Origin of the sequence: Arthrobacter rhizosphaerae (assembly GCF_023062595.1) — a bacterium.
In the GTDB taxonomy this organism is placed as follows: Bacteria; Actinomycetota; Actinomycetes; order Actinomycetales; family Micrococcaceae; genus Arthrobacter; species Arthrobacter rhizosphaerae.
In genome coordinates, this window is sequence record NZ_JALLAN010000015.1 from 42853 (window position 1) to 69380 (window position 26528).

Here is a 26528-nt window from a genome sequence, read left to right on the forward strand (position 1 = left end):
GTTTATTGGGCGGTGTCGCGGCGGGCGATGTTGTAGAAGCGGATGTTTTCGTATTCTTCGAGGCCTTCGGCGCTTCCTTCGCGTCCGAGGCCTGATTGTTTGATGCCTCCGAAGGGGGCGCCGGCGTTGGAGGGGACGCCTTGGTTGATGCCGACGATGCCTGTTTCGAGGCGGTCGGCGACGTTCAGGGCGCGGTCGAGGTTCTCGGTGAAGACGTAGCCGGCGAGGCCGAATTCGGTGGCGTTGGCGCGGGTGATGGCTTCGGTTTCTGTGCTGAAGCGCTGGATCGCGGCGATGGGGCCGAAGATTTCGGATTTGGCGACGTCGGAATCTTCGGTGACGTGGTCCAGTACGGTGGGGGCGAAGAAGTTGCCGGGGGAGTCGTAGCCGTGGCCGCCGGTGAGCAGGGTGGCGCCGAGGGCGACGGCGTTGTCGGTGTAGGCCTGCATTTGGGTGACTGCCCGGTCATCGATGAGCGGACCGAGTTCGGTCTGGGTGCCGAGGCCGCTTCCGACGTTGATCCGGGCGAAGCGTTCGGTGAGTGCTGCGACGAAGTCGTCCGCTATGCCGTCCTGGACGTAGATGCGGTTGGCTCCGATGCAGGATTGTCCGCCGTTGCGCAGTTTCGCTGCGAAGGTTCCGTCCACGGCGCGCTGGAGGTCGGCGTCGTTGAAGACGATGAGGGGTGCGTTGCCGCCGAGTTCCATGGAGCTGCGGAGCACGTTCTGGGAAGCGAGGTTCAGGAGTTGGCGGCCTACCGGGGTTGATCCTGTGAAGGAAACCTTCCGGACCCGCGGGTCAAGGAGGACCGCTTCGCTGAAGGCACCGGATTTTGAGGTGGTGATGACCTGGATCAGGTCTTCGGGCACGCCAGCTTCGATGGCGAGCTGGACGGCGAAGTAGGTGGTCAGGGGGGTGAGGGTGGCGGGTTTGATGACCACGGGGCATCCTGCTGCCAGTGCGGGTGCGATCTTGCGGGTTGCCATGGCCAGGGGGAAGTTCCACGGTGTGATCAGCACGGCCAGGCCCACGGGGGAGCGGCGTGTCAGCAGGCTCGCTCCGCCGTCGGGGGTTTCGCGGAAGTTCCCTGCCGGGCGTACTGCTTCTTCGGCGTACCAGCGGACGAAGTCGGTACCGTACTTGACCTCGCCGCGGGCTTCGGCGAGGGGCTTGCCCATTTCGCGGGAAATCAGGTGGGCGAGGTCTTCGGTGTGGGCTACGAGCTTGTTGTACCAGGCGTGCAGGACGTCCGCGCGCTGACGGAGGCTGCTCTTGGCCCAGGCAGCTCCGGCTTTATCGGCCTTCGCAACGGCTTCGAGTGCGGCCTCAACGTCATGGTCGGGGACATGGGCTATGGTCTCGCCGGTGGCGGGGTCCTGGACAGCGATCCCGGAACCGGGAAGGTTGAGGGACTGGATGACACTGTCAGCACGCTGGATGCCGGCGGGGTCTGCCGCAATCAGGGCTGTTGCGGATTCGAATGTCGTACTCATCGGTTTTCCCTTTCGGTGATGGCCTGGCCTATGGCGGTTATGAAGAGTCTCAGCTCCTGGTCACTGATGATGAACGGCGGGCTCACCTGAACGGTGTTGCCGCGCAGGGTCCGGGCAATGTACCCGAGCTCGATGAGGTCGTCGCAGATCTGTTCGGCTTTGAGGTGGTCGGCCAGGGTGATGCCTCCGAGGAGCCCTGCCACGCGGACATCGGTCACCGATGATTTGCGCTGCGCCAAGGCGGCGAGTTCGTAGCGCAGTACGACCTCCAGCTCCTTGACGCGCGGAACCAATTGGTCGCGCTCGAGGATGTCGAGATGGCGCAGGGCCACTGCTGCTGCGGTGGCGTGCCCGGCGTAGGTTGCTCCGTGGCGGAAGACCGGAGTGTCCGGGGAGTCAATGTAGAAGGGCTCCCACAACCGGGGGCTCACCAGCACGCCGCCGAGGGGAGCGTAACCGGAAGTGACGCCCTTGGCGAAGGTGACCAGATCAGGGTTGATGCCGTAGCGCTCTGCAGCGAACATTGTTCCAAGCCGTCCGAACCCCGTAATGACTTCGTCGAGGATCAGCAGGATGTTGTTCTCGCGGCAGATTTTTTCGATCGCTTCGAGGTATCCGGGCGCCGGGGGGTTGACGCCGCCGGTGCCTTGGACGGGTTCGGTGACGATGGCCGCGATGTTTTCCGGACCGATGTGGGCGACGACGGCGGCGACCTGCTCTGCGTCGTTGAAGGATACGCGGGCGGTTTCAGGGACCAGCGATTCGGTTCCGTAGCCCTCGCGGTTGAATTCGAGCCCTGCGATGCTTGTGCCGTAGGCGTGGAGGCCGTGGTAGGCGAACTCCCGGCTGAGAATCACCTTTTTCGAGCTCTGGCCTTCGCGCTGCCAGTGGCGGCGGGCCAACTTACAGGCCACGTCGATCGAATCCGCGCCGCCCGAATTGAGAATCACCTTTGAACGGTCTATCGGTGAGATTTCTGCGAGCCGCTCGCCCAGGGCGAGAGCCTTGTCGTTACTGAAGCGGGCGAAGGTATGGTACGTCTCAAGCTGCTTCATCTGCTCAAAGGCGGCTTCCGCAAGTTCGGGATGTGAGTGGCCGATGTTGGCGTGCCACAGGCCGGCAGTGCCGTCAAAAAGGCGGCGACCGTCAGAGGTAAAGACGTATGAACCTTCGCCGCGATTGATGACCAGCTGGCGGCCAAGCACCGTTGGGGTGTGAGCCTGGGCGGGCCAGAGGGCCGGTCCGGCCAGCAGCCGCGGTGTCGCTGAGCTTGCTGTGTCCTGGAGAGTCATGTTCGCTCCCTTTCTGGTGCAGTCATTGGTTGCGGAAAAGAAGCGGCGGTGCCCGTTTTTCTGCGTTAAGCCAATGTAGCCAAGGCCATTGGTAAATAAAAGCGAACGTTTTCGACTCTTATATGTAAGTTGTAATTACATATTGGGGGGCCGGAGCACTTGGGTGATTGCTTCCCTTACGGCGGTCAAGGAAGCGCTTCGCTCAGATCCGGACCGGACGAGGAATTGGATGCTGCGCTGTTGATCGGCCGGCAACCAGGAACTTGGCGTGATATCACTGCGTGCTTCCCGCACCACCATGTCTGGCAGGAAAGCCGCGGCCAGGCCTTGTTCAACCATGCGGAGGTGGAAGAGCAGGTCTGAGGAAACGTGGGCGATGACGGGTTCAATCCCCAGTTCCCGGCAGACCCGCAAGGCCCACTGTGAGGCGGCGGAATCTGGCGGCTCTGCAACCCAGCGTAATTCCCTTAATTCTTCAACTGCCGTGAACGACATGCCATGCGGAAGGTAGCCGCGGATAGGGTCCTGGCCGATCAAGGTGGTGTGTATTCCTCCGGGGTAAGTGACTCTTGTTCCGGGAAACGCATCGCTGATTACCGCATCAACCTGACGGGAGACGAGCTGCATAACTGCCTGCTCCGGGTCCTCGCGGCGCAACCGGACGTCAAGGCCTGGAAAATTTTGAGCCAGCTGGGCCAGTGCGACGGGCATAATACTGCGGCTGATAGTAGTGAAGGCGGCAACGGTCACAACGCCTTGGGGGCGTTCGTGGGAGGTCGCAAGATCAGCCTCAGCTCGCTCCATCGCGGCAAGGATTGCCTCCGTATTGCGTACGAGTTCCTCGCCGGCCGGGGTGAGACGGACATTGCGCCCGACCTTTTCCAGGAGGACGACACCTGTTTCCTTTTCAAGCACCCCGAGCTGCTGCGAAATAGCCGAGTGGCTGTAAGAAAGTTCACGGGCGACCGCACTCATGCTGCCGTGCAGCTTAACCTCTCTTAGCAGGGTGAGACGGTGGAGATCGAGCATGCTGGTTACCTGCCTGATTGGTGTCGGCTGCATTTAAGGACGCACAGGGCAGCACTGTGTGGGTGCCCTCATCCAATCAAACCAGTTCAACAGGCCACGCTGTCGGACAAACTGCATGTTGGCAAAGCGGTGGTCAACGGCACTAGCCCCGTGCGCATCGATTCCATGCCCTTCGGCGGGTTCAGAAAATCCGGCGTCGGCCGCGAAGGCATCCGACACGCAGTCCTCGAAAGCACTACCCGGTCAAGCGAGCAGGAACCCGCAAACCAGGACGATGGCGACAAACAAGGATGCCGCACCGCAGATAGCTGCTGTGATAGTTATTTGCTGCAGGGACGTCGCTAGCGGATCGCGGCTTCAGTGATGGCTGATTCTTCCAGGCCCCAGTACTCCAAGGACTCCTTGTATTCCGGGGATTCGAGAACGGACTGGATGGCTTGCTGCAGGGCCGGTGTCAACGGTGATCCCTTCTTCAGCGCCATGGCCACGGTGGTGTTCGTACGGGTATCCATCCTGGGTTCCAGGATGGTGAAGTGGTTGGGCTGCTGCTCATTGGCCCAGGCCAGAGCGCTGGCGTCGTAGAAGACGCCGTCGATCCGCTTGGAGTCCAGTTGTGTCAGGGCCTCTTGGATGCTGGGCAGTGTCACTGCGTTGATGGCCGGCCTGCCCTTTTCTTCACAGGTCCACTTCGAGACGTTCGGCAGATGGTTCAGTTGCTGGGTGGAGCCCTTGGCCACGCCAATGTTCTTGCCACAGAGCGTATCGTTGGTCAGTTTCTGCGGGTTGCCATGAGGGACCGCCACGGCCGAGCCGCCCTTAAGGTAGTTGATCATGTCCAGAACCTTTAGCCGCTGTTCCGTGGCGGCCATGGTGGTGGCGGTGAAGTCGTAGCGGCCGCCGTCGATGCCGGGAATGATGGTGTCGAACGCGGTGTTTTCGAACTTCAGCTTCAGTCCGAGCTTTTTGGCGACCACGCGGGCGAGGTCCGGGTTGACGCCGATGGGGGTTTGGTTGTCCTCGGCGAGAAACGTCATGGGCGGGGAGCTCAGGTCCATTGCGACGGTGATTTCGCCCTTGGTTTTGAAGGATTCCGGCAGAAGTGCGACCGCGGCGGGGTCCGGTTGGACACCTTCTGAGATGTCACGGGTGTTCTGCGTCTTTGGTAGTTCCGTGTCCTGGGTGCCCGGCGAGGTGCCGCCGCAGGCGCTGAGGGCCAGCAAGACGGCGAGTCCTGCAGCGGTAGTCTGGATCCTATTTCTGGTCCTCATGGCGTCCCTTTAAGGGGGGTTCAGGTGAAAGTTTGGTTTTTGGATTGTTCGTTTAGTCCGCCGAGTCTGAAGCCGAATTTTGGCCAAGAGCGAACTCTTGGTGGAGTCCCTGCGTTATTCTCATTGGTCGGCGATGCCGAAGAGCGGCTACGGACCAGGAAGAGTCGAACCTCCAACACTTGAGCCAGATCTGCGAAAACGAGAGATTCGTTCAGACGACGAAAGCTCTGGCATCTACTCTACTCCCGTAGTAGGGTCCCAGCCGCTGGACCTGAAGGGCTGGAGTGCAACTTGGGAAGACGGGGTCCTGGAAGTGGCTAACGCCGAACACTCCAGTGCTCCACGAAAAATGTGCTTGTCGTACTCTGAGGTCCGTTTTTCAATTGACCCACAGCATTAGCTTCCTTGGAATTAGCTTCCATGGAAACAAAATGTTAGGCTCTCTTTTGTGAAAAAGGGCATCGAAACCTCGTCTCTGTACCCTCTCTTCAGCGAACTGACTCGGTTGGAAACTGAGCTGTGGGACGCACTCGATAGCACTTTGCGCAAAGAGCATGGCCTCCCGATGAGCAGATTTGAACCAATGGCTGTGGTCGATCGCCTAGGTTCGTGCCGGGTTTTCGATGTGGCCTCGGCTCTTGCGATTACCGTCGGAGGCACGAGCAAGCTCATTGACCGGATAGAAAAGGCCGGACATTGCCGTCGGAGAAATAACCCAGCCGATCGCAGATCCTCCCTCGTGGAGCTAACGGCGGACGGTCGAAACCTGCTGGAACGGGCCAGGAGGACTGTTGAAGCCGAGCTGGATCTGCGGCTGAGTCCCGTGCTTACCGAGCAGACCACGGATGACCTCATGGAACTGCTGGGCCGGCTGCGAAATGCCGGTCGCTCGGCGGCGGCTGCAGAGCGAGGGAGCTGACGTGCCTGCGGGAACCTGAGTTCCCCATCCAATAGCCACTAACCAGCGGTGTATGCCGTAGCCCACTAAGACGCGAAGGAAGCAAGCAAATGACTGAAGAACTCCGCCGGCGCATGGACCGTTTCGTTGAATTCATCAATTCAGCCGACGAAAAGATTGGTGATGAAATCATCTCACCGTCGGCCACCTTCCATGTGCCCTTTCTGCCTGAGCCGGTGCAGGGTCCAAGCGGCTACCTCAAAATCATCGGGATAATGCGACAGGCGTTTCCCGACGTCCAGTGGTCACTTGAGGAAACCATTATTGAAGGAAACACGGTGGCGGCACGATTCATCCTTCGTGGCACACACCAAGGGGAGTTCCTCGGCGTACCTGAAACCGGCAAAACGATCCAAACGCAGGCAATGAACATCTATCGATTCACAAACGGTCAAATCATTGAAGAGCACGGCCTCCCGGACCTCTTCGGGCTGATGATGCAAATCCGGCCGATAGACGCCTAGGTGTATTAGCCACGGACGTTAGTAACGGTCGGCGTGGTTAGGTGACATGAAGAAGACCTCCGAATGGAGCGGGCCTTGTCTAAGAGTCCTGTTCCACAAACGGAGGTCTTCGATCTCCCACCCGAATGCTTTTCTGTGCCCACGCTGCGTAGTCGATAAAGGGGAGCCGTTGCGGCGGGCGGCGGAACGGTTCCATGTCTCGATTCCAGCGGTACGTGATTGAGCCGAGGCATCAGCGCAGCGATGGGCAGGCGTGCTTGACCGAAAGAGAAGGCGCCGGTCGGCGGCAACTTTACTAACTCGGTCTGGCGGTGATGATGCTTTGGGTGGATGATCGATGTGACACCCCCTGCGGCAGGGTGCGGCAGGACGAGGACCTGACGATGAAGGACACACTTGGAGTAAGGCGCGGACGGGTGGCCGTTGCAGACGCGGTAGTGGACGCCGCCGCCAAGCCCGTTGCCCCTGTCACCACCCAAACCAGAGTCGAGGGCCGAGCCGCGAAGGCCGCTGAGAGGACGGGGAAGCGCGATGCACGGCGCGCGAAGAGCAACGCGCAGGACCCGCCCCAGGCCCATACCTCCCTTATTAACGTAGAGATCGATCCGAGCGATCCGCTGCTGACATTCCTGCAATCCGAGACAGGTCCGGTCGAGATCGCCTCGCTGCCTGCATACTCCCCGGCGGTGAACCGGATGAAGGAGCAATGTGTGCAGGTCGTCGTGCCGCTCGTCACCTCCGGCAAACTCGTCGGCTTGCTCGCGCTCGGCCCACGGCTCTCGGAGCGCTCATACTCGCGATACGACCGTCGCCTGCTCAAGGACCTCGCCAGATATGCCGCGCCGGCATTGCGGCTCGGCCAGCTCATGCACGAGCAGGAGCGCGAGGCCCGAGCCCATGAGCGCCTCGGTCAGGAGCTTCACGTCGCACAACTCATCCAGCAGCAATTCCTGCCGGCTGGGCTTCCCGAGCTCGGGGGTTGGCACGTAGCCGCATTCTATGGCCCGGCCCGTACCGTCGGCGGCGACTTTTACGACATCATCCAACTCGACGACGGCCGGGTCATGGTGGTCACGGGCGATGTGACGGACAAGGGAGTGCCAGCGGCCCTCGTGATGGCAAGCACGTATGGGCTGCTGCGGGCGACCGCCAAAGTGGCCTCCGCCCCAGGCGAGGTCCTGCGACGAGTGAACGAGCTACTCATCCCGCAGATCCCTATGAACATGTTCGTCACGTGCCTTGTGCTCGTGATTGACCTGGGAAGCGGCCGCATAGAATTCGCCAATGCCGGCCACAACCTGCCGTACGTCCGTCGAGATGATCAGGTAATCCAGTTGATGGCCCGCGGCATGCCGCTCGGACTCATGCCCGGCAGCATCTACGACGAGCATGAGATGGTGATCGAGCCAGGCGACATCGTGTTGCTGTACAGCGACGGGATCACAGAACAGCACAATGCCGCCGGGGAGATGTTCGGCTTCGACCGCACGGCGGCCCTCGTTGCCGCAGCGACCTCAGGCGATCAACTGGTCGACAGCAGCGTGCAGGCACTCACAAAGTTCTCGGCCGGAGTAGACCAGGAGGACGACATCACCCTCGTAACGCTCCATCGCGGCCTCGCCGGCACCCCACGAAGCACGGTTTCGTTCTCCGTGCCGAGTGAAATGGGCAACGAGCGCGAAGTCATGGACAGAGTCGCGGCGATCGTCGAAGGCGCTCTCCCGGAGGACGCACTCTTTGCACTGAATACAGCGGTTAGCGAGACTACTATGAATGCGATCGAGCACGGGAACCGCGCGCAGACGGCACTTGAAGTCTCGGTGACTGTGCGGCGCACTGTGGAGACGATCACCGTCGACATCAGCGATTACGGCCGTGGCAGGCAGCACGAAACCGAGACTCCTGACATCGACCTTAAACTAGCCGGCGAACAGACGCCGCGGGGTTGGGGTCTATTCCTTGTGGAGCAGCTTGTCGACCGAGTCGAAGAGTTCACCGAAGGTGACCGACACATAGTGCGGCTCATAATGCGCACCGGCGATGGGTCTGCAATAGAAAGGCAGGAAACATGAGCCTGCACTACGAGCTCGGCAATAGGGACAATGCAGCTGGCGTCCGGCTCATAGGACGGATCGACCGCGATGCGAGCGACACACTCGACGAGGCCTACGCAGGAGTGGCGAGCGACGCCCCGGCAGCGATCGAGCTGGACTTCAGCGCGGTCGACTACATCAACTCGACAGGCATCGCCCTCATCATCGCACTGCTCGCCAGAGCGCGCGCAGACGGCGCCCTCTTGCGTGCAGTGGGCCTGACACCTCACTACCAGCACATCTTCGACATCACCCGCCTCAGCGATTACATCAAGATCGTCCAGCCCGATCCTAAGTAGGAGACAACGTGCCAGCCCATGAAGCAACCATGGCTGTCCTACCCCTTGCACCCGGTGCAGCGGCGATAGCAATAACCGGCGACGTCACTGCCGCCTGTGAGCAGGAGCTCATGTTGGCCCATGAGCAGGCGACGGACAGCGGCGCAAAGCTCATCGTGCTCGACTTCGCAGGCATGGAGTACATGAACAGCGGCGGCATTGGCATGCTCATAACGCTCCTAATTCGCTGTCAGCGGCGACACCAAAAGCTCGTCGCGTCAGGGCTCACCGAGCACTATCGCCAGATTTTCGAACTCACGCGCCTCGACGAGGCGATCAGCCTGCACGACGACATGGATCAAGCGCTGGCGGCGCTCTAGCAATGGAGGACACCGGAATGGACCCCCGAAGCCCGGAACAGAACGGGCAGAGAGACATAGAAAACTGGGCGGCAAAGGTTGACCGACTGCACGTCGCGGACGACCTGCGCACCTACGGCTACAACATCGAGGGCAGACGAATCGCAGGGCCGATGAACGGCTTCGGCCGCCTGTGGCAACGCACTTACACTGCCGACATCGGCACGGCGGCCACTCCGGAGCGGGTCGTGGCTGACTGGCGTGCGCACTTCGGAGACTACTGGCCGAGGATGGGCCGCTTCCACGGCACGATCTCGGCGATCAATCCCGGCGACGTAGCACCGCTCACAGCGGTAGGTGTGACGACCGGGATCATGGTGCTGTACGCGGACGATACGTCGTTCACGTTCCTAACACCAGAAGGTCACATGTTCGCGGCGTTGATCACGTTCTCATGCGAGTCCTCTACAAGCGGCGGGACAATCGAACAGATACGGATGCTGCTGCGCAGCTCGGATCCTATCTTCGAGGCTTTGTGGCCGCTCACGCGTCGTGGGGAAGATATCTTCTGGCCGCGCACTCTGAAGAACCTGGCCGCCGCCCACGGGGTCCACAACGTGACGGTCCAAGAGCACACCGAGTGCATCGACCGCAGGCGCCTCTGGAAGAACTGGTCCAACGTCCGCTACAACGCCGGCCTCCGCACAATAGGGCACACGTTCACCGTCCCATTCCGCCCGCACACAGGAAAGAGCGCGAACTGATGTCGCCGTGCGAAGTCCCGCGGCAGCTCTCCACCAGGAGACACTGGGCAAATATCGGTGCAGCGTGAAGCACGCCTGGCCAGCACACGTGCTCGGTGTACTCGTACTCGCCGTGCTCGCCGCTGCAGTGACGAGCTGGCCGCCTCCTCCGCAATTCTGGACAGGGACCCCAGCTTGGGGATTCCTCGGATTCCTACCCATCATGCTCGTTGTCGGCTGGTTCCTGGCCGTGAAGCTGCCGAGTCACCCCCTCGGCTGGCTCATCATGATGGTGCCGGCACTTTTCGCGCTCCAAGTGCCGCTAGACCTCCTCGGCCACGCGCTGCTGCCCGTCGCGCCCGATGTCGCCGCATGGCTACTCTCATACGGGTCCTCCACTGGAGCGACGCCGCTCCACGGTTTCCCCGGCCCCGACCGCCTGGACATCGACACTTGGTCGTGGCTGCTGCCGGTGGGGCTCATGTTGACCCAGATCCCGCTGCGATTCCCCACCGGACAGCTACCCTCGCCGAAATGGCGGTGGTTCTCCTGGTACTCGGTCGCGGCGCTCGTCGCCTCCACCGCACTCCTATCGACCATGACGGCCGAGGTATACCCCGGCGTCCCCAACCCCATGTATTTGCCGGGCGTCAGCGGGCAACTGCAACCTCAGATTGTTGTGGCCACCTGTCTGTACCCTGTGGCCGTCATCGGCTCAATCGGGTCACTGATTGTTCGCTACAGGCGCGCCGACGCACCCACGCGCGCCCAGGTGCGGTGGGTGATGTGGTCAGTGACCATGGCTTGCGCGGCATTCGCTACCGACGGGTTACTGCCAGTTGAGTTCACAATCGTCCATGACTGGATTCTGCTGTTGTTCGCGCTCATCCCGGTCTCTATTATGGTCGCCGTGCTCCGCTACCGCTTATACGCGATTGACAGCATCATCTCCCGCACAGCGGCGTACGTTATCGTCACGCTTCTGGTGGTCGGGGTCTACGCGCTCGTCGTGACCTCGATGACCTCAGTCTTACCGAACCTCCCTTCGATCGGGGTCGCGCTCGCAACCCTCGCTTCCGCCGCGCTCTTCCTCCCCGTGCTGCGCTGGGTACAGCGTGGGGTCGACCGGCACTTCGACCGAGAGCGGTACGACGCACAGATGGTGCTCGAGGCCTTCGGTGAGCACCTGCGCAGTGATGTCCACCCCGACTCAACCGGAGACGAGCTCATGGAGGCCGTGAAGAAGGTCTTGCACCCTGAAGCGATCGGACTCTGGACGCCGGGAAGTGGCGATGAACGAGACGCTGTGCCCGGTGCGGATTTGGGGGGCCTTAGCGGGTCTCGTTCTGGGTGATGTCCTGAACCGTAAGCACCATCACGCCGTTCCCCGGGGTGGGGGACCGAGCGGCCATCCAGATTGGGTGGCCTTCCTTGCATAAAGTGGTACTCACTGCCATCCCCTCGTCGTCTCCCGGAGGGTTTCGCACAGGGGCAGACCTGGCGCTGAACTGGAAGTGAAGCTCGGACAGGATTCCGGCTGCACCAGCTTGCGGCCGAGGAACACACCTCGAAGTCTGCGTTGCTGCTGCGGAGTGCCGAGCTGGCGCATCAGCGTCACCGGCGCCGCCGTGAGATCGGTGAGGGCCTTGATTTCGTCGTAAGCCATGACGCCGAGCTCCTGACAGGCGCGGCCCACTTTCCGCGACAATTTGGCTCACCTGCGTTGGCTTTCCCGCCCCAACAGCTTGTTGATCCGTGCCCCTGTTTCCATGACAAGGGGCGCTACCCGTTCTATCGTGGCGGGTGTCATCTCGTGATCAAGCGCGGAAGTGCTGAGTCCGCCGATGACTCTTCCGCTCGCGTCCTGGAGTGCAACCCCAACGCACCTGATGTGGAGCTCGTTTTCCTCGTCGTCCACGGCCCACCCCCGTCGGCGGATGAGTTCCACCTGGTTCCAGAGGAGGCTCTTGGACATAATCGTGGATCGTGTTCGGCGTTTCAGTTGCGCGGCTTTCAACAGGTCGCGGCTTGTTTGCTCGTCGAGAGCGGCCAGTATCGCCTTTCCAATGGCGGTGGACCATAGCGGAATGGTGTCGCCAACCCTGGAGCGCATTTGGTAGGCGGCTGGCCCGTCAATTTTTGCGACGTAACTCAACTCGTTATGTGCAAATCGTGCCATGTGGACGGTGAAACCAACGCGGTCCCGCAGCGCTTGAAGTTCGGGCATTGCCATGCGGACAAGTTGTTCGTCATTCTGGAGCAACGATAAAAGCCCTTGGACACGCCGTCCTGGACGATAGGCCCTCTCCTGGTCCTGTTCCACCCAGCGATTCTCCACGAGGTCACTCAGGATGCGGTGGACGGTACTGACGGACAATCCGGTCTCGGAGGCAATGTCAGAGATCCTGTGGTGGGCAGGCACCGCCTCCAACACCTTGAGGCCTTTCATCAGTGCGGACAGTTGGGGCTCCGCAGGCCCCGATTCGGTTGTCACCTGCCCAGCCACCCGCCGTCGACAACCAGAACGTGGCCGTTGATATATGCCGCCTCCGGCCCAGCAAGGAAGGCCACGCTGCCAGCGATATCCTCCGGCGAACCCCATCGCCCTGCGGGGATGCGCTCACGGATTGAGCGCTCCCTTTCGGGGTCGTCGCGCAATGCTTCAGTGTTATTGGTTGCAATGTATCCAGGGGCGATAGCGTTCACCGTCACCCCGTGGGATGCCCACTCGTTGGCGAGGGCTTTAGTCAGGCCCACCACCGCGTGTTTCGACGCCGTGTAGGAGGGAACGTTTATTCCTCCCTGGAATGAGAGGAGTGAGGCGATGGAAATGATCCTGCCGTGTCCCCGGTTGACCATCTGGGTGCCGAAGACCTGGCTCAGGTGCCAGACGGTGTCGAGGTTCAGGTTCAGGACCCGGTCCCAGGCCTCGCTGGCGTGGGCTGCGGCCGGCTCGCGGTGAATTGTTCCGGCGTTGTTGACCAGGATATCCACCGGTCCTGATGTCACGAGCCGTTCCGCATTGGCACGGGCATCGGCAGGATCGCCAAGGTCCGATGTCACAACGTCGATTTTGACACCATGGCCTGAAAGCAGCTCTGCGGTCTGCGCCATGTCCCGATGTCCCCACAGGACGAGATCGGCGCCAGCGCGGGCGAGCCGCTCCGCGCACGCGAGTCCGATTCCTGTCCGTGCCCCGGTAACCACGGCGCGTTGACCCTGAAGTGGACGGGACTGGGTGCTGGATGATTCCATGCTGGCCCCGCTGTTCATCGAAGGTTTCCCGAGCTGACGGAATCGACGTCGCTGTAGTCGATGTTCTCTCCGGCCATCGCCCACACAAACGAATACGCACTGGTGCCGCTGCCACTGTGGATGGACCACGGTGGTGAAACCACAGCGTCCCGGTCGCGCAGCAACAGGTGACGTGTGCTCTCCGGCTGGCCCATGAGGTGGACAAGAAGGGCGTCACCGAGCCCGTCGTAAAAGTAGATTTCTGTCCGACGGTCGTGCAGGTGGGCCGGCATGGTATTCCAGACAGAACCCTGCTTCAGGGTAGTAATGCCAAGGACCAGCTGATTGGATTCAATTCCGTCGGCGTGAACGTACTTGCGAATAACGCGTTCATTGGCCTCTTCTGACGAGCCCAGATGCAGGGCTGCGGCCTCATCGTGGGAAGCAAGCCGCGCTGCTGTTCGTCGGTGCGCGGGGGCAGAAACGATGTATACGGCCCCCGTATCGGACAGCGTCACCGACTTCGTTCCGCACGGCAGGTATAGGACGTCATGCCGGCCAACCTTCCAGGTTTCCCCGTCGGCGGTCACCGACACGGCGCCGTCAAGGCCAACGAGGGCCAGTTCGCGTCGATCCAGGAAGTTCCCGGACCGCAACTCGGTAGGAGCCTCAAGCTCGATCGGATCCCCTGTTGGCACGGCCCCTCCCACGACCATCCTGTCGTCGTGGGCGTAGGCGAGCCGGATCTCCCCGGGTGCGAACAGGTCCGAGACTACAAAGCGCTGGTGCAGCTCCCTGGAGTCGAGGCGGGCCAGGTCATCAGGGTGGGTGCTCCACAGGCGTTTCACAGTTTTGGGCTCCTTATTCGCAAATTATCGCAACGGGCGTCAGTACATCAGGGCCAACCAGACGGGTCCAACGCTGCACTTTAGGTTGGAGTGTAGCCTAGCCGTTTTTCAGCTGGACGGAAAGTGCTTTCCATTGAGCTGAAAATAGGCCATGCTGTTTTCCAGTGTTCGTGACGTTGCGCACATTGTCGCCCCGGCAGGGGGCGATCACCATCAAGGAGGATGAAGTGGCTAAAAAGAGTCGGATAACAGCGCGGTTGATGCTCGCTGTCACCGCAGTCACCCTGCTGGGCGCCTGTGCGCCAGGCCAGGTTGAAGGGGAGGGTGGCGCCGGACAGGAGCCGCTTGCTGTCGAGAGCGTCGACCCGGCGGAGTTCAAGGGCAAGACCCTGAACTACGTCTACTTCACGGACGGGCCAGACCAACAGGCCACCCGTTCCCTCATCGGGGACTTCGAAAAGAAGTTCGACGTCACCGTCAACCTTGAGGTTCTTCCCTACAAAGATCTAGTGACTTCCGTTCAGGCGCGCCTCTCGGGCGGAAACGTGCCCGACGTCGTTCGCCTCACCGGGCTCACTGATTTCAAGGCCGATCTCCTGGACCTGCGCCGCTACCTGGGTGAGAAGTACGCGGAGGAGTTCCTCCCCGGCCCGCTGGTCGGCGCTACCGGCGAGAATGACCAGTTGCTCGCGGTGCCGTCGGACCTCACGCTCAACGGCCCGTTCGTCAACGTGGACATGTTCAAGAAAGCCGGTGTTGAACTTCCCAATCCCGAAGATCCCTGGACCTGGGAAGAGATGATCGCCGCGGCTACCAAGGTACAGCAGGCCACCGGATCGCAGTACGCATTCGCCATGGACAAGTCCGGTCACAGGCTTTCCACCGTTCTCAACCAGTACGGCACGACTCTCGTCGCGGATGGCAAAGCAGTGCTGGACGCGGACAAGGCAACAAAAGCCCTGACCCCCCTTGTCGAGATGATGGGCGATAACCGGATGCCCCGGGACTTCTGGCTCGGCTCGGGCTCGCGCTATACCGGTGCCAACGAAATTTTCCTCGCCCAGGACGCCCCCGTCTACCTCTCGGGCAACTGGCAGGTGGGTCAGTTCGCGGCCAACGCCAAATTTGAATGGGCCGCCGCCCCCAACCCCTGCGCAGAAAACTGCGGCGGTTTCCCGGGCGGTAAGTACATGGCGGCTTTGGCAGAAGGGAAGAATCCGGCCCTGGCCGCTGAGTTCATCCGGTTCATGAATACTGCGGAAAACCAGAAGACCTTCATCGTTGCCGGCGGCTTCCTGCCCACCAGGAAGGACCTTGCCGAGGAAGGCGTCGCCTATCCTGCGCGGCAGCCCGATATGGACGTTTTCCTGAAGGATCTCTCACGCACTCCTGAGGTGGGGTACTCCGCAAATGCTGATCCGGCGTTCGCCGGTTCAGGGACGGAACTGGTCAATGCGGTCTCGGAAGTCGTTGCCGGAAAGACTGATCTGCCGAGTGCGCTGAAAAAGGTCCAGGAAAAGTCACAAGCCCTCGTGGATGAACTGGACCGATGACTGCAGTCCAGACGGCTCCTCCCCGGAAGCGCAAGTCATCACTGAAGATGGGGTTGGTTCCTTATCTCTTCCTCTTGCCGAACATGGCGATCTTTGGACTCTTCACCATCTGGCCGGCGATCAACGGCTTCAACATCTCCATGTACTCCTCCTCCAACGGCCGGACTTTCCGGTGGGAGGGGGCCGGCAACTACCAGAGCATCCTGACTGACGCTGATTTCTGGGGAATTGTCCGAAACACAGCGATCTATGCCTTCGCGTTTGTGCTGCTCTCCGTGGTGATCGGCGTGATACTTGCGGTGCTTGTGGACCAGCAGCGGCGGGGTCGAACGTTCTTCCGCTCCGTCTTCTTCATCCCGGTCCTTATTTCGCCGGTCGTGGTTGGCCTGGTCTGGAACTGGATGCTGGAGCGGCAGGGAGGCCTTGTTAATACCTTTTTGGGCTGGTTCGGAATCCCGGAGATCCCGTGGCTGGTGGACAACAACCTCGCCACCATTGCGGTGATCGCCGTTGGCGTCTGGATGCAGGTGGGCTTCTACATGTTGATCCTCCTTGCCGGGCTCCAGAGCATCGATCCGTCTGTCTATGAGGCGGCGCGAGTGGATGGAGCAAACCGGTGGCGGCAGTTCATCAGCCTGACTTTTCCGCTGCTGCAGCCAAGCATCCTTGTGGTCGTTGTGCTTGCCACCATCCATGGCTTCCAGGCATTCGACTACATCTACACCCTGACTGGCGGTGGCCCCGTCGGCGCCACAACCCTCATCGTTCAATACATCTACGAAAACGGCTTCGTCTCCCCGATCAGGTATGGCATGGCATCGGCGGGCAGCGTCCTGCTGTTCTGCGCCATATTCGCGTTGACGATCATCAACTGGATGGTTGGCCGGAAAAGGGAAGCAGCATGAGCAGCACTACAACTGAGGCCGCACCTGAGACGCTCCCGGGGAAAACCTGGACGTCGACAGGCAAAAACAACATAACCGCCACCGACGCCCTCCGGGTGGTAATCCTCGTAACCTCGGCGCTCGTTGCCCTGGTCCCCATCGTGTGGCTTGTGCTCGGCTCATTCAAGACTCCCACCGAGCTTTCGGCGCGGCCGCCGTTGCTGCTGCCGGAGTCTTGGGGAATCTCGAACTACACCGACGCGTTGACGAGGTTCGACTTTACGACGTACCTCTTCAACAGCACCGTCGTGACGATCGCTGCGACCGTCCTGACTCTCGCAATCAACTCCATGGCCGCCTATGCCCTGGCGAAGTACAACTTCCGCGGAAAAAACGGCCTGTTCCTCCTCACGCTGGCAACGATCATGATCCCGCTGCAAGTGATTCTGATCCCGGTTTACCAGGTGGTTGCGTCGCTCGGGATGGTGAACACCCTCTGGGGGCTCATCATCCCGGCGGCCGCCACGCCCACTGGGGTATTCATCCTGCGGCAGTACATGCTCTCCATCCCGGACGAGCTGATTGAAGCGGCAAGGGTGGACGGATCCGGAGAATTCCGGACCTTTATTCAGATAGTCCTCCCGATGTGCAGGCCGGCGCTGGCTGTTGTGGCCATCCTGTCCATCATGTGGCGCTGGAATGACTTCCTATGGCCGCTCGTCGTTGCCCAAAGTGAAACCGTCTACACGCTGCCGGTTGCGTTGGCGCGCTTCACTGCTGAGGAAACCGTACCGTTCAACCTCATCATCGCCATGAGCGTAGTCAGCATTCTGCCTGTAATCATCCTGTTCCTCTTCTTCCAGAGGCAGATCGTCACAGGCATCGCGAACACCGGGATCAAATGACGCGTGCGGCCGCTCCACCGACCGACCAAGAACAAACGAGGCACCATGAGTGACATTTTTATGCCGACCAACAGGACCACCCACACCACCGACGCCGACGGCACCGTGCGCGACTGGCTGGTCTCGCCCGTATGGGCTTCCCCATGCGGGGACCTGCAGAACTTCCTTCCAGCCGAAGGTGACCCCTGGGGGGATGGCCGATGGGTCCTGACCAACGGGCCCGACGTCGGCGGGCTGAAGGAACGATTGGCGGAAGCTCACCCCATCGATATCGGGCAGACAATGGAGCCGCCTATAGAAGGCGGTGCCGTCAGCTGGCAGGCGGGAGGTTCCACCTACAAAGCCTCGTGGCGACGGGTCCGCACGGGGGAGGACGGGTTCCTGGACTGGTCGGCCTTCTGCTTCACGCCGGAATACAGGTATTCATTGGCAAGCACCGTCCTGGAGATAGACCAGAGCGACTGGCGAACCATTGAACTCCATACAACCGGCCCGTTCGTCCTGTGGCTCAATGGAGAGGTTGTGCTCCAAGGCGGCAAGGTCTCCTACATGGAACCTGAGGTGCACACGGTGCGGGTACGCCTTCCCTCACGAACCACTACTGTCCATCTGGCAACATGGCAGGTGGCCTTCCGCGAGTGCCGTCAGATTGCACGGTTGCGGGTAACAGGCTTGCCCGTGCGTGTCGTCATCCCCTCACCGGGAGCAGATGAACACGCAGCCAGGCTGGCCCAGACTGTCCTGGCGAAAATCGGCTCGCCGTCCTGGGCGCAGGATGCGGCCGAGGCCACCCTGTTAGCTCCTCCGGGCGCTGCCTTGAGGGTGCGGGTGGGGGAGAATTCGCCCTGGCAGCATGTAGCGGCCGACGCGACCGGCAAAGCAACATACCGCCTGGATCATGCTGCGGAGGAGGAGCAGGACGAAGGCGGCGACGTCGCCAGGACGGCAGGGGCATCGATGCTCTCCAGCGGAGAAAGCATCGTCGAAGTTGGTTTGGACGACGAGCGCTGCCCCCAGACTATGCGGATGCGTGTGGCTGTCCTCCCGCCCTTGAGTACCGAAAGCCCAGCCGGAGACATGGCATCGTGGCGCAACGATGTCCTTCGGCACGTCGCCGGACACGGCGAAGGAGCGATCCGCGAGCCCGGAGTCGCGGGACTCCTCGCCCGTTACGCCCTTGATTCCCAGACCACAGTCCAGGCGCAGGACCTTAGCTCTTCGCTGCACCGGATCCTGACGCGCGGCGACTGTGCCGACTTCGAAGTGGTGTCCCTGCTGCTTGCCTGGCATTGGATTCCCGAGGACCGCTGGTCACCCGAGCTGCGGAAGGAGGTTTCCGCGGCAATCACCGGGATGAAGTACTGGATCACCCAGCCGGGCCTTGATGCCATGTGTTACTTCACCGAGAACCATCAGTTCGTCTGGCACGTCGCGGAGGCGCTCGCAGGAGAGGCCTTTCCCGACTCAAACTTTACCGTGGACGACCGTACCGGATCCGAGCACGGAGCGGAGGCCCGTTCCAGGGCTGCAGGCTGGCTGACGAGGAAACTGCGGGGCGGCTTCAGCGAGTTCGATTCCAACGCATATCTGGCCATCGACAGTTACGCTTTGTGCGCGCTTATCGAGCTGGGCGAAGACCAGGCGCTGATTAGCGCGGCGCGCACCCTTTTGGACAAGGTCCTGGTAACGCTGGCTTCCAACTCCTGGCGCGGGACCCATGGTGCGGCTCATGGCCGCTCTTACGTGCACACGCTGCGCAGCTCACGATTCGAGGAAACCTCCCCGATCCTTCGGCTTGTGGCCGGCGTTGGAACCCTCAACGACGCCGTACTTCCTGTGACAGCCCTGGCGCTGGCGCAAAAGTACACGATTCCCGATGTTGTCCGCGAACTGGCCGGGAACGAACCAGAAGAATGGTGGGGACGCCAGGTCTACCGCGGCGAACTTTCCTTCGAACGGGACCTCCTGGAGAGGCCCTACCGCTCCGACCTGCGGGTTTGGAGAACACCTGATGTCATGCTTTCCAGCGTGCAGGATTATCGGGCCGGCCTTCCAGGCCTCCAGGAACACATCTGGGGTGTCACGCTCGGGCGCGAGCTGCAGGTGTTTGTTACCCACCCGGCCAACTCCGACACCGGATCATCTGCCCGCCCGAACGCCTGGGCAGGGCATCGGATCCTCCCTCGTGTACATCAGCATCGGAATGCGCTGATCCACCTGCAGAGGTTCACCACCACGGATCCAATCCGTTCCACACACTTGTGGCTTCCCCTGGCCCAAACGGATGAATACATCCAGCAGGGTGAATGGATCGCAGCACGCCGTGGCGAGGGATATGTCGCTATCGCCACTCCTGGAGGCGTCCGCCCGGTCCTGGAAGGTGAGACAGCCTGGCAGGAATGGCTCCCGGTGGAGGGAGGCGCGGCCTGGATTACCGTCGTCGGACGCAAGCAGGCCGACGGCGACTTCCGGGACTGGGTCAATTCCCTCGCATCCAGCGAGGTGCAGTGGCACCCTCGCGGTGAAGCTGATCCCGGGGTCCGATTCGCGAGGGAGAATGCAGCCGTCATGGAAGTGACTTTCGAAACCGCGTTCCTGCTGGACGGTACTCCTGTTGGCCTCGTCAATGGCGTCCCCGAGAATGAGCCGCATCTGGACAGCCCGGCAGTTCATGCAGAGTTCGACGACGGCCGAATCGACGTCGCCTGGCGTGGAAAGACACTGGCTCTCGACGTCGCCGGTTCACTCGCCACCCTCGCTGAGGCGTACGCCGTCGACAGTGCTTCAAGCCCCACCAAACTCGTAGGGAGCATGTCCAATGGCCGGTGAAGACACTTCCTCAGCGGAGCTCTCCGCTCCTCCTGTGCGTCCATTGGATCGCGCAGATCTTGTCAGGGACCTTGACTCGATCGAGGCAGCATTGATTTCCCGGACAGCCAGCATGGGGGTGGAACGCTGGTTCTGGGGCGAAGGCGTGTGCCTGCTGGCAGCATGGCGGGCCGCGGCCGCGCGCGGAGCCGAAACACCCGAACTCGTCACCACCTTCACGCACAGGTTTCTTCCCAGCCCCCCGATCCTGGAACACGTCAATAACCTGGCACCAGGCGCCGCGGTGGCCGAGCTGTACAGCCGCGTCCCCGACCCGGCGATCAGGGCGCTCCTGGAGGCTTGCCTGGAATGGTATTCGCATGCCCCCGAAGCTACCCGCGCCCCTAACGGGGCGTTGGAACACTGGCCCGGCGGCGTGTGGGCTGACACCGTATATATGGCCGGGGAATTCCTCTTGCGCGCCGGAAACGTCCTGGACCGCCAGGACCTGGTTCAGGAGGCCGTGGACCAGTGGCTCGCGCACGCCGAGTTGCTACAGGACTCGGATTCCGGTTTGTTCGTTCACGGTACGCACGCCGGCGTACGCATCGACTCTTTCTGGGGCCGAGCCAACGCCTGGACTGCTTTGGCCGGGGCCGATCTTCTCGCCTTGGGGCGAACGGCCGAGCGGCTGGGAGAGGTGCGGGAACGTTTGGACCGCCAGCTGCAGACCCTTGCACAACTACAGCCTGAGCACGGCGTCTGGGATGTCCTGGTTGACGGTCAGGTTGAGGTGCGGGGCGTGCTCGAAACGTCTGCCGCAGCCGGAATCGGGGCAGCAATGCTGCGAGCCGATGCCCTCACAGCCATCAAGGAAGCCACCTCAAACCCTACGACTGACCAAGCATCGTCGCGGTCAGCCTTGCGCGAGGCGGGGGAGCGGGCAGTCCGCGGTGCGTTGGCATACGTCCATGAAGGCACCTTGACCCGGGTCAGCGCCGGAACCGTTCTGCAACTCATTCCGTTCGGCTACTCCGTCATCAGGGACGACCGCATCCAGCCTTGGGGACAGGGCCTTGCGCTTGAGGCAATAGCCGCCTGGCGCGAGACGACAAAAAGCGTGAATATGCCCGGCGGCCAACAGGGGGAAAACCTATGATCACTACTAAGTACGCCCACAGCCCTGGGCACGTTGCCACTATGACCAGCCGGCAACTGAGGGATGCCTTCCTCGGAGAGGATCTCTTTCGGCCCGGCGAGGTTCATGGCCTGTACAGCCACAACGATAGAATTCTCGCCCTGGGAATCGTGCCCCTGGCAGAGCCGCTTGGGTTGCCCGTTCCGGACCAGATCAGGGCCGACCACCTGCTGCAGCGCCGGGAAGCGGGGGTGATTAATGTGGGTGGCCCGGGCGTGGTTTCGGCTGACGGCCAAGCGTACAAGTTGAGCCATACTTCCACTATGTACTTGGGGCGCGGCGCCTCAGACGTTTCTTTTGCTTCGTCAGATCCAACGGATCCGGCTGCGTTTTACGTCTTCACAGCAACATCGCATCAGGCCCTGCCCACGGCGCTTATCGAGCCGGAAATGATGAACGTCGTGGAGTTGGGATCGCAGGACGGTGCGAACCGACGCACCCTTCACCAGTGCATCTACGAAGGCGGGACGCAGAGCTCCCAGATCGCCTTCGGATACACCAAGGTTCACGCCGGAAGCTCATGGAATACGATGCCGGCCCATACCCATGACCGGCGCACGGAGTCCTACCTCTATTTCGACCTGGCTCCCGACGATCGGGTTTTCCACATCATGGGTGAACCCCTCGAAACCCGCCACCTGATTGTCGCTGACCGTCAGCTCGTAGTTTCCCCCAGTTGGTCGCTACATTTTGGCTCCGGCACGGGACCTTACACCTTCGTGTGGGCAACCGCGGGCGAAAATACCACCTACAACGACATGGACAGCGTCCACGTCTCGGACATGCTGTGAAAACCGAAACCGAGGTCATATCCACCCTGGGAAAGTGGGGGGTGATTCCTGTCGTCGTCATTGACGATGCAGCGAATGCCGTGCCCCTTTTGACCGCACTCAGCCAGGCCGGACTGCCCATGGCTGAAATTACGTTCCGGACACCTGCAGGAGCAGAAGCCATTCGCGCTGTCGTGGATGCCGGCCTCACGGAAGGACCCGCCCCTGTCCTGATCGGCGCCGGCACGGTGACCACCGTTGAGGAGGTTGACACAGCGGTCGACGCCGGCGCTCAGTTCATCGTCTCGCCGGGCTTCAGTCGGAGCGTAGTGGAACGCTGCCAAGAACACGGTGTCACGATAGTGCCGGGGGCCGTCACGGCAACAGAGATCCTGGCATGCCTGGAAATGGGTCTGCAGACAGTGAAGTTTTTCCCGGCATCAGTGTCGGGAGGTCCGTCCGCCGTCCAAGCACTGCTGGAACCCTTCGGTTCCCTGCAAGTGATCCCCACCGGCGGAATAAACCCGGACAATCTCAGCACTTACCTGACCATACCCAATGTGGTGGCAGCAGGCGGCAGCTGGATGGTGCCGCGAGCCGCGATCCAGTCCAGGGACTTCGTCGGGATCGGTGCACTCAGCGAACAAGCGGTTGCCCTTGCCATGGCAATCCGGCAGGACTGAGCCGTGACCACACCTATCTGGAACACCGGGCTGGATGCTGAAACCAGGGCGGCCACAGGGAAAATGCTGCCACGTGAGCGTGCCGGAAGCACCCCTGAAGTTGTGACGGTGGGCGAATCCATGGCGCTTTTCAATCCGGCAACAGTCGGTCCCCTGCCACACGCCGGGACGTTTACCCTGGGCATCGGCGGTGCGGAAAGCAACGTGGCCATTGCCCTCAAGCGGCTGGATATCTCCGTGGCCTGGGTGGGCCGGCTCGGAAATGACACCCTCGGAAACCTGATCCGCCGGGAACTTCTGGCTGAGGCTTTGGAAGTTGTCTGCGCCCGGGACGATGACGCGCCCACGGGGCTCATGATCAAGGAGCGCCGCACATCGTCCAACACCAGGGTGTCTTACTACCGTGCCAATAGTGCGGGCTCACGGCTCTGCGTTGATGACATCCCCGCAGACCTCATTGCCGGGGCACGGCTGTTGCATCTGACAGGCATCACCCCCGCATTGTCCAGGTCGGCAGCCTCAGCGGTGCAATACTCCATCGACTGTGCAAAAGCTGCTGGAGTTAAGGTCTCCTTTGACCTTAACTACCGGGCTTCTCTGTGGTCCATGCAGGAGGCGAAATCTGCCTACGAGGGTCTGATCGCTCAGGCAGACGTGGTCTTCGCGGGCGAAGAGGAGGCGGCGATAGTCGTCGACTACGCCGAAAATCCAATTCATCTCGCCGAGCGGCTGGTGAAACTCGGCCCGACCGAAGTTGTGATCAAGTTGGGCTCGGCAGGATGTGCCGCTCTTGTCGAGGGCATTGAGTATCATCAGCCCGCAATCCAGGTTGACGCCATCGACACGGTAGGAGCCGGGGATGCATTCGTCGCTGGCTACCTGGCGGAATGGCTCCGTCATAAGAGCGTTCCTCAGCGGCTACTGACCGCAGTTCGCACGGGGGCGTTTGCCTGCCTGGTGCCAGGTGATTGGGAAGGCATGCCCTACCGCAACGAACTTTCCCTGCTGGACGCCACCGAACCCGTAAGCAGATAAAAACGCCAGCCTGAACCAGGCACTCTTCCCAACAAGAAAGGCACACAGTGAGCAACAAAACGATCGTGGAAAAGACACTCGTTATCCATGTCCCCGAGAACCAGCAAACGGTTGACGTCCGTTTAGAGATCGAAACCAACTGCACGTGTTCGCCCAACCTCAGTTCTGGTGCGGGGTCGTACATAGACATGGAAGGCCCGTCGCGCTGAACTTCCAGAAACCCGAAGACGACGAGAATTCGGTTACTTCGGGAACAAGTTGCGTTTCTCTCGCAGGGTACGAGCTAGGGTCGGCTGGCTCCTGGTTTTCGGTTGGGGATTTCTGTCCATCGGCGGCGCAGCGTGTGAGCCGCGGACTTGGGTTTACGGTCCCGCGTGAAGGCGCCTTTCTTGTTGCCGTCCACTCGAATGATGCCGTATGACGTCTGGAAGTCCGCGAAGTTCCAGACTTGCTCTCCCGTGACGGCTTCGACTCGGTCGAATACGCGGTGGTACATGTCCAGGAGGGCTGTTTGGTACTCCTCGCTCCATGGCTGGTCGTACAGGGAGTGAAGACCGGGCAGGGTGTCGGCGCCGTACTCTGTGATGATGATCGGCCGGCCGTATTTCTGATCCCACTCGCGGAGTTCTTTTTCGAGGGCTTGCTCTGCTGAGGCCAAGTCACCGGTGTGGACGTACCAGCCGTAGTAGCGGTTCAGCATGATGACATCGAAAAGGTCTGCGACCTTGTCCTCGTTCGGTGTTCCCCGCACTTCATTGACGAATCCGACAGGGCGGGTCGGGTCCAGCTTGCGGGTCAGCGCCGCGAGGGGCTCGAAATAGGTTCTTGCGCCCTCTTCGGTGACATCGGGCTCGTTTGCAATTGACCAGAGGACGACTGACGGGTGGTTTTTATCCCTGGCAATGAGTTCGGTGATGGCTTGGCGATGGCTAGCCGCTGTTTCCTCGTTGACGAAGTCCTCTGCATAGGTTTTCTTGCCGCCTTCGCCGAAGAAGCCGGCGAAGGCTGCGTTGAGTCCCACTGCTGCTGTCTCGTCTATTACTACGATGCCGTGTCGGTCCGCAAAGTCCATAACCTCTTCGGCGTATGGGTAGTGGGAGGTACGGAATGAGTTCGCGCCGGTCCACTTCAAGAGCTGGAAGTCGTTGATCATCTGGGCATTGCTGTGGCCCTTCCCGATGGTCACATGGTCCTCGTGCATGCCGAATCCGGTGAAGTAGAAGGGTTCGCCGTTGATCAGTAACTGTTTTCCTTGAACCTCGACACGACGGACTCCAAAGGGTTGGCTGTATGAGTCCACTACGGATCCCTCTTCAACCACCTCTACCACCATGGTGTACAGGTAGCCCATGCCGGGCTGCCACAGCTCGACATCGGGTATCTCAGCCGTTCCCTCTGCGCCGGCCGCTCCGCCCACCTCATTGCCATCGGCGTCGAGTATTCGAACGGTGACTTGCTCGATGCCGCTGCCACCGACCAGGTCAATCCGGTAACCGACAGAGCCTCGCTTTCCCTCGAAGTCCGTCACCACAGTGACGTCCTCGATGTGGGCAGTAGGCGTGCTGTAAAGCCACACGCTGCGGTGGAGGCCTGAGTAGTTGTAGAAGTCGTGCAGATAGCGCTGCTTGCGTCGGCCGTCTTCAAGGACGGTTACGCTGCCTGGTGGAATAGTGGCTTGCGTGAGCTCATTGTTGACCGCGATGGTGAGGCGGAACTCCTCCCCGGCCGTGACATGTTCTGTTATATCGGCGCTGAAGGGCGTGTAGCCGCCGGAATGTTCGGCCACCAAAATTTCGTTGACGAACACTTTTCCTGAGTGGGTTGCGGAATCAAGCCGCAAGTGAATGCGCTCTTCACTCCATCCCCTGGGTACCCGCACCTGCCGCTGGTACCAGACGTAGCCCACGTGCTCGCGTATGGCAGGGTCAGTGAAGACGTCGTTGTAGCTGGCCGGAACACCCATTTCTAGGGTGGTGTCCAAGGTAGAGTTTTGCCAGCCGTCACGAATCCCTGCCTGTTCGTGGTCAACTTGGAAACGGTAGAGGCCGTCGAGATTGATCAACTCGCGCGTGGGGCTGTTTTGTGGTTTCAGCATATTTTGGCTCCTTTGAGGTCTTGAGTGTCTTCGGCCAGCGTGTGCAGCCATGCGGCTGCATCGGCGGCGATTGCTGCTGGATGCTTAGCGATGTCGAATAGCTTTCCGCGCTCCCCTTGTTGAAGGGGCTCGAGAGTTGCCAGCTGTGAGTCGAGGAGAGACGCAGGCATGAAATGCCCCGGGCGGGCGCTTAGTCTGGCGGCGAGCAGCTCTTTGGTTCCGTGCAGGTGTATGAAGGTGCTGTCCGGTGCGGCAGCCCGGATTTGGTCGCGGTAGGTGCGGCGCAGTGCGCTGCAGGCAATGATGGTTATGTACGGCGCGGCGCTAAGTTCTCGACCGATGACAGTTAGCCAGGGTGCACGATCTTGGTCCGTTAGTGCCTGACCGGCTTTCATTTTGGCTATGTTGACTGCAGGGTGCAGGTGGTCTCCGTCAATGAAGTGTCCGCCCAATTCCCGTGCCAGTAGTTGACCGACAGTAGATTTGCCACAGCCCGAGACCCCCATGATCACGACTTTCAGGGGGCGGGGATTTGCGT

At 61.1% G+C, this 26528-nt stretch carries 26 protein-coding genes; 16 read left to right on the plus strand and 10 right to left on the minus strand.

Annotated elements, in window-relative coordinates:
• Positions 1-2: 2 nt before the first annotated feature.
• From MU551_RS18180 to MU551_RS18190, 3 genes are all read right to left on the minus strand, one after another.
• The gene (locus MU551_RS18180) at positions 3-1493 is read right to left on the minus strand and encodes an NAD-dependent succinate-semialdehyde dehydrogenase (protein ID WP_247047097.1); all 1491 of its coding nucleotides are present in this window, start codon (positions 1491-1493) and stop codon (positions 3-5) included.
• Entirely contained in the window at positions 1490-2785 is a 1296-nt protein-coding gene (locus tag MU551_RS18185; protein ID WP_247047099.1) for an aminotransferase family protein, read from the minus strand. The genes MU551_RS18180 and MU551_RS18185 overlap by 4 nt, the downstream gene beginning before the upstream one ends.
• A 135-nt stretch (positions 2786-2920) precedes the next feature.
• On the minus strand, positions 2921-3814 hold the full coding sequence (locus MU551_RS18190; protein ID WP_247047107.1) for a LysR family transcriptional regulator: 894 nt from the start codon (positions 3812-3814) through the stop codon (positions 2921-2923).
• Between MU551_RS18190 and MU551_RS23665 the strand changes: the two genes are divergently transcribed.
• On the plus strand, positions 3800-4159 hold the full coding sequence (locus tag MU551_RS23665; RefSeq protein ID WP_372489892.1) for an aldehyde dehydrogenase family protein: 360 nt from the start codon (positions 3800-3802) through the stop codon (positions 4157-4159). The genes MU551_RS18190 and MU551_RS23665 overlap by 15 nt on opposite strands.
• Here MU551_RS23665 and MU551_RS18195 read toward each other — a convergent pair.
• A complete protein-coding gene (locus tag MU551_RS18195) occupies positions 4156-5082 on the minus strand; it encodes an ABC transporter substrate-binding protein (RefSeq protein WP_247047109.1) in 927 nt (308 codons plus the stop codon). The two genes, MU551_RS23665 and MU551_RS18195, sit on opposite strands and share 4 nt — an antisense overlap.
• A gap of 565 nt (positions 5083-5647) precedes the next feature.
• Between MU551_RS18195 and MU551_RS18200 the strand changes: the two genes are divergently transcribed.
• From MU551_RS18200 to MU551_RS18230, 7 genes are all read left to right on the plus strand, one after another.
• Positions 5648-6001: a MarR family winged helix-turn-helix transcriptional regulator gene (locus MU551_RS18200; protein WP_247047124.1), complete on the plus strand. Its 354-nt coding sequence runs from the start codon at positions 5648-5650 to the stop codon at positions 5999-6001.
• 89 nt (positions 6002-6090) lie between these two features.
• On the plus strand, positions 6091-6504 hold the full coding sequence (locus tag MU551_RS18205) for an ester cyclase (RefSeq protein ID WP_247047132.1): 414 nt from the start codon (positions 6091-6093) through the stop codon (positions 6502-6504).
• Positions 6505-6887: 383 nt separating this feature from the next.
• The gene (locus tag MU551_RS18210) at positions 6888-8576 is read left to right on the plus strand and encodes an ATP-binding SpoIIE family protein phosphatase (RefSeq protein ID WP_247047143.1); all 1689 of its coding nucleotides are present in this window, start codon (positions 6888-6890) and stop codon (positions 8574-8576) included.
• Positions 8573-8896, plus strand: a complete 324-nt coding sequence (locus MU551_RS18215) for an STAS domain-containing protein (RefSeq protein ID WP_247047145.1) — start codon at positions 8573-8575, stop codon at positions 8894-8896. The genes MU551_RS18210 and MU551_RS18215 overlap by 4 nt, the downstream gene beginning before the upstream one ends.
• A gap of 8 nt (positions 8897-8904) precedes the next feature.
• Complete coding sequence (locus MU551_RS18220; RefSeq protein ID WP_247047146.1) at positions 8905-9255, plus strand: STAS domain-containing protein; 351 nt, start codon at positions 8905-8907, stop codon at positions 9253-9255.
• A gap of 17 nt (positions 9256-9272) precedes the next feature.
• Positions 9273-9998: a hypothetical protein gene (locus MU551_RS18225; protein ID WP_247047148.1), complete on the plus strand. Its 726-nt coding sequence runs from the start codon at positions 9273-9275 to the stop codon at positions 9996-9998.
• 64 nt (positions 9999-10062) lie between these two features.
• Positions 10063-11331, plus strand: a complete 1269-nt coding sequence (locus tag MU551_RS18230) for a hypothetical protein (protein ID WP_247047150.1) — start codon at positions 10063-10065, stop codon at positions 11329-11331.
• A 93-nt stretch (positions 11332-11424) separates the two neighbouring features.
• Here MU551_RS18230 and MU551_RS18235 read toward each other — a convergent pair whose 3' ends face one another.
• The 4 genes from MU551_RS18235 to kduI (MU551_RS18250) are packed head-to-tail and all read right to left on the minus strand — an operon-like array spanning position 11425 to position 14059.
• Positions 11425-11643 (minus strand): hypothetical protein, encoded by a 219-nt coding sequence (locus MU551_RS18235; RefSeq protein ID WP_247047152.1) that lies wholly within the window; start codon positions 11641-11643, stop codon positions 11425-11427.
• 48 nt (positions 11644-11691) lie between these two features.
• Positions 11692-12471, minus strand: a complete 780-nt coding sequence (locus tag MU551_RS18240; RefSeq protein ID WP_247047154.1) for an IclR family transcriptional regulator — start codon at positions 12469-12471, stop codon at positions 11692-11694.
• On the minus strand, positions 12468-13232 hold the full coding sequence (locus tag MU551_RS18245) for an SDR family oxidoreductase (protein ID WP_247047156.1): 765 nt from the start codon (positions 13230-13232) through the stop codon (positions 12468-12470). Before MU551_RS18245 ends, MU551_RS18240 begins: the two co-directional genes overlap by 4 nt.
• 14 nt (positions 13233-13246) lie before the next feature.
• The gene (kduI, locus tag MU551_RS18250) at positions 13247-14059 is read right to left on the minus strand and encodes a 5-dehydro-4-deoxy-D-glucuronate isomerase (protein WP_247047164.1); all 813 of its coding nucleotides are present in this window, start codon (positions 14057-14059) and stop codon (positions 13247-13249) included.
• 227 nt (positions 14060-14286) lie between these two features.
• On the opposite strand from kduI (MU551_RS18250), the gene MU551_RS18255 reads away from it, so the two are divergent.
• Genes MU551_RS18255 through MU551_RS18290 form a run of 8 tightly spaced genes read left to right on the plus strand, consistent with a single transcriptional unit; the run spans position 14287 to position 23895 of the window.
• Positions 14287-15612, plus strand: a complete 1326-nt coding sequence (locus MU551_RS18255; protein WP_247047166.1) for an ABC transporter substrate-binding protein — start codon at positions 14287-14289, stop codon at positions 15610-15612.
• Positions 15609-16517, plus strand: a complete 909-nt coding sequence (locus MU551_RS18260) for a carbohydrate ABC transporter permease (protein ID WP_247047168.1) — start codon at positions 15609-15611, stop codon at positions 16515-16517. Before MU551_RS18255 ends, MU551_RS18260 begins: the two co-directional genes overlap by 4 nt.
• Positions 16514-17401: a carbohydrate ABC transporter permease gene (locus MU551_RS18265; RefSeq protein ID WP_247047170.1), complete on the plus strand. Its 888-nt coding sequence runs from the start codon at positions 16514-16516 to the stop codon at positions 17399-17401. The genes MU551_RS18260 and MU551_RS18265 overlap by 4 nt, the downstream gene beginning before the upstream one ends.
• 45 nt (positions 17402-17446) lie before the next feature.
• Positions 17447-20230: a hypothetical protein gene (locus tag MU551_RS18270; protein ID WP_247047178.1), complete on the plus strand. Its 2784-nt coding sequence runs from the start codon at positions 17447-17449 to the stop codon at positions 20228-20230.
• Positions 20220-21368 (plus strand): glycoside hydrolase family 88 protein, encoded by a 1149-nt coding sequence (locus MU551_RS18275; RefSeq protein ID WP_247047197.1) that lies wholly within the window; start codon positions 20220-20222, stop codon positions 21366-21368. The genes MU551_RS18270 and MU551_RS18275 overlap by 11 nt, the downstream gene beginning before the upstream one ends.
• Positions 21365-22198, plus strand: a complete 834-nt coding sequence (kduI, locus tag MU551_RS18280; protein WP_247047199.1) for a 5-dehydro-4-deoxy-D-glucuronate isomerase — start codon at positions 21365-21367, stop codon at positions 22196-22198. The genes MU551_RS18275 and kduI (MU551_RS18280) overlap by 4 nt, the downstream gene beginning before the upstream one ends.
• The gene (gene eda / locus MU551_RS18285; protein WP_247047202.1) at positions 22195-22860 is read left to right on the plus strand and encodes a bifunctional 4-hydroxy-2-oxoglutarate aldolase/2-dehydro-3-deoxy-phosphogluconate aldolase; all 666 of its coding nucleotides are present in this window, start codon (positions 22195-22197) and stop codon (positions 22858-22860) included. Before kduI (MU551_RS18280) ends, eda begins: the two co-directional genes overlap by 4 nt.
• Positions 22861-22863: 3 nt before the next feature.
• On the plus strand, positions 22864-23895 hold the full coding sequence (locus tag MU551_RS18290) for a sugar kinase (protein WP_247047204.1): 1032 nt from the start codon (positions 22864-22866) through the stop codon (positions 23893-23895).
• Positions 23896-24178: 283 nt separating this feature from the next.
• On the opposite strand, the gene uidA is transcribed toward MU551_RS18290, so the two are convergent.
• Positions 24179-25990 (minus strand): beta-glucuronidase, encoded by a 1812-nt coding sequence (gene uidA, locus MU551_RS18295; RefSeq protein WP_247047212.1) that lies wholly within the window; start codon positions 25988-25990, stop codon positions 24179-24181.
• A complete protein-coding gene (locus tag MU551_RS18300; protein ID WP_247047464.1) occupies positions 25984-26496 on the minus strand; it encodes a gluconokinase in 513 nt (170 codons plus the stop codon). Before MU551_RS18300 ends, uidA begins: the two co-directional genes overlap by 7 nt.
• Positions 26497-26528: the final 32 nt, after the last annotated feature.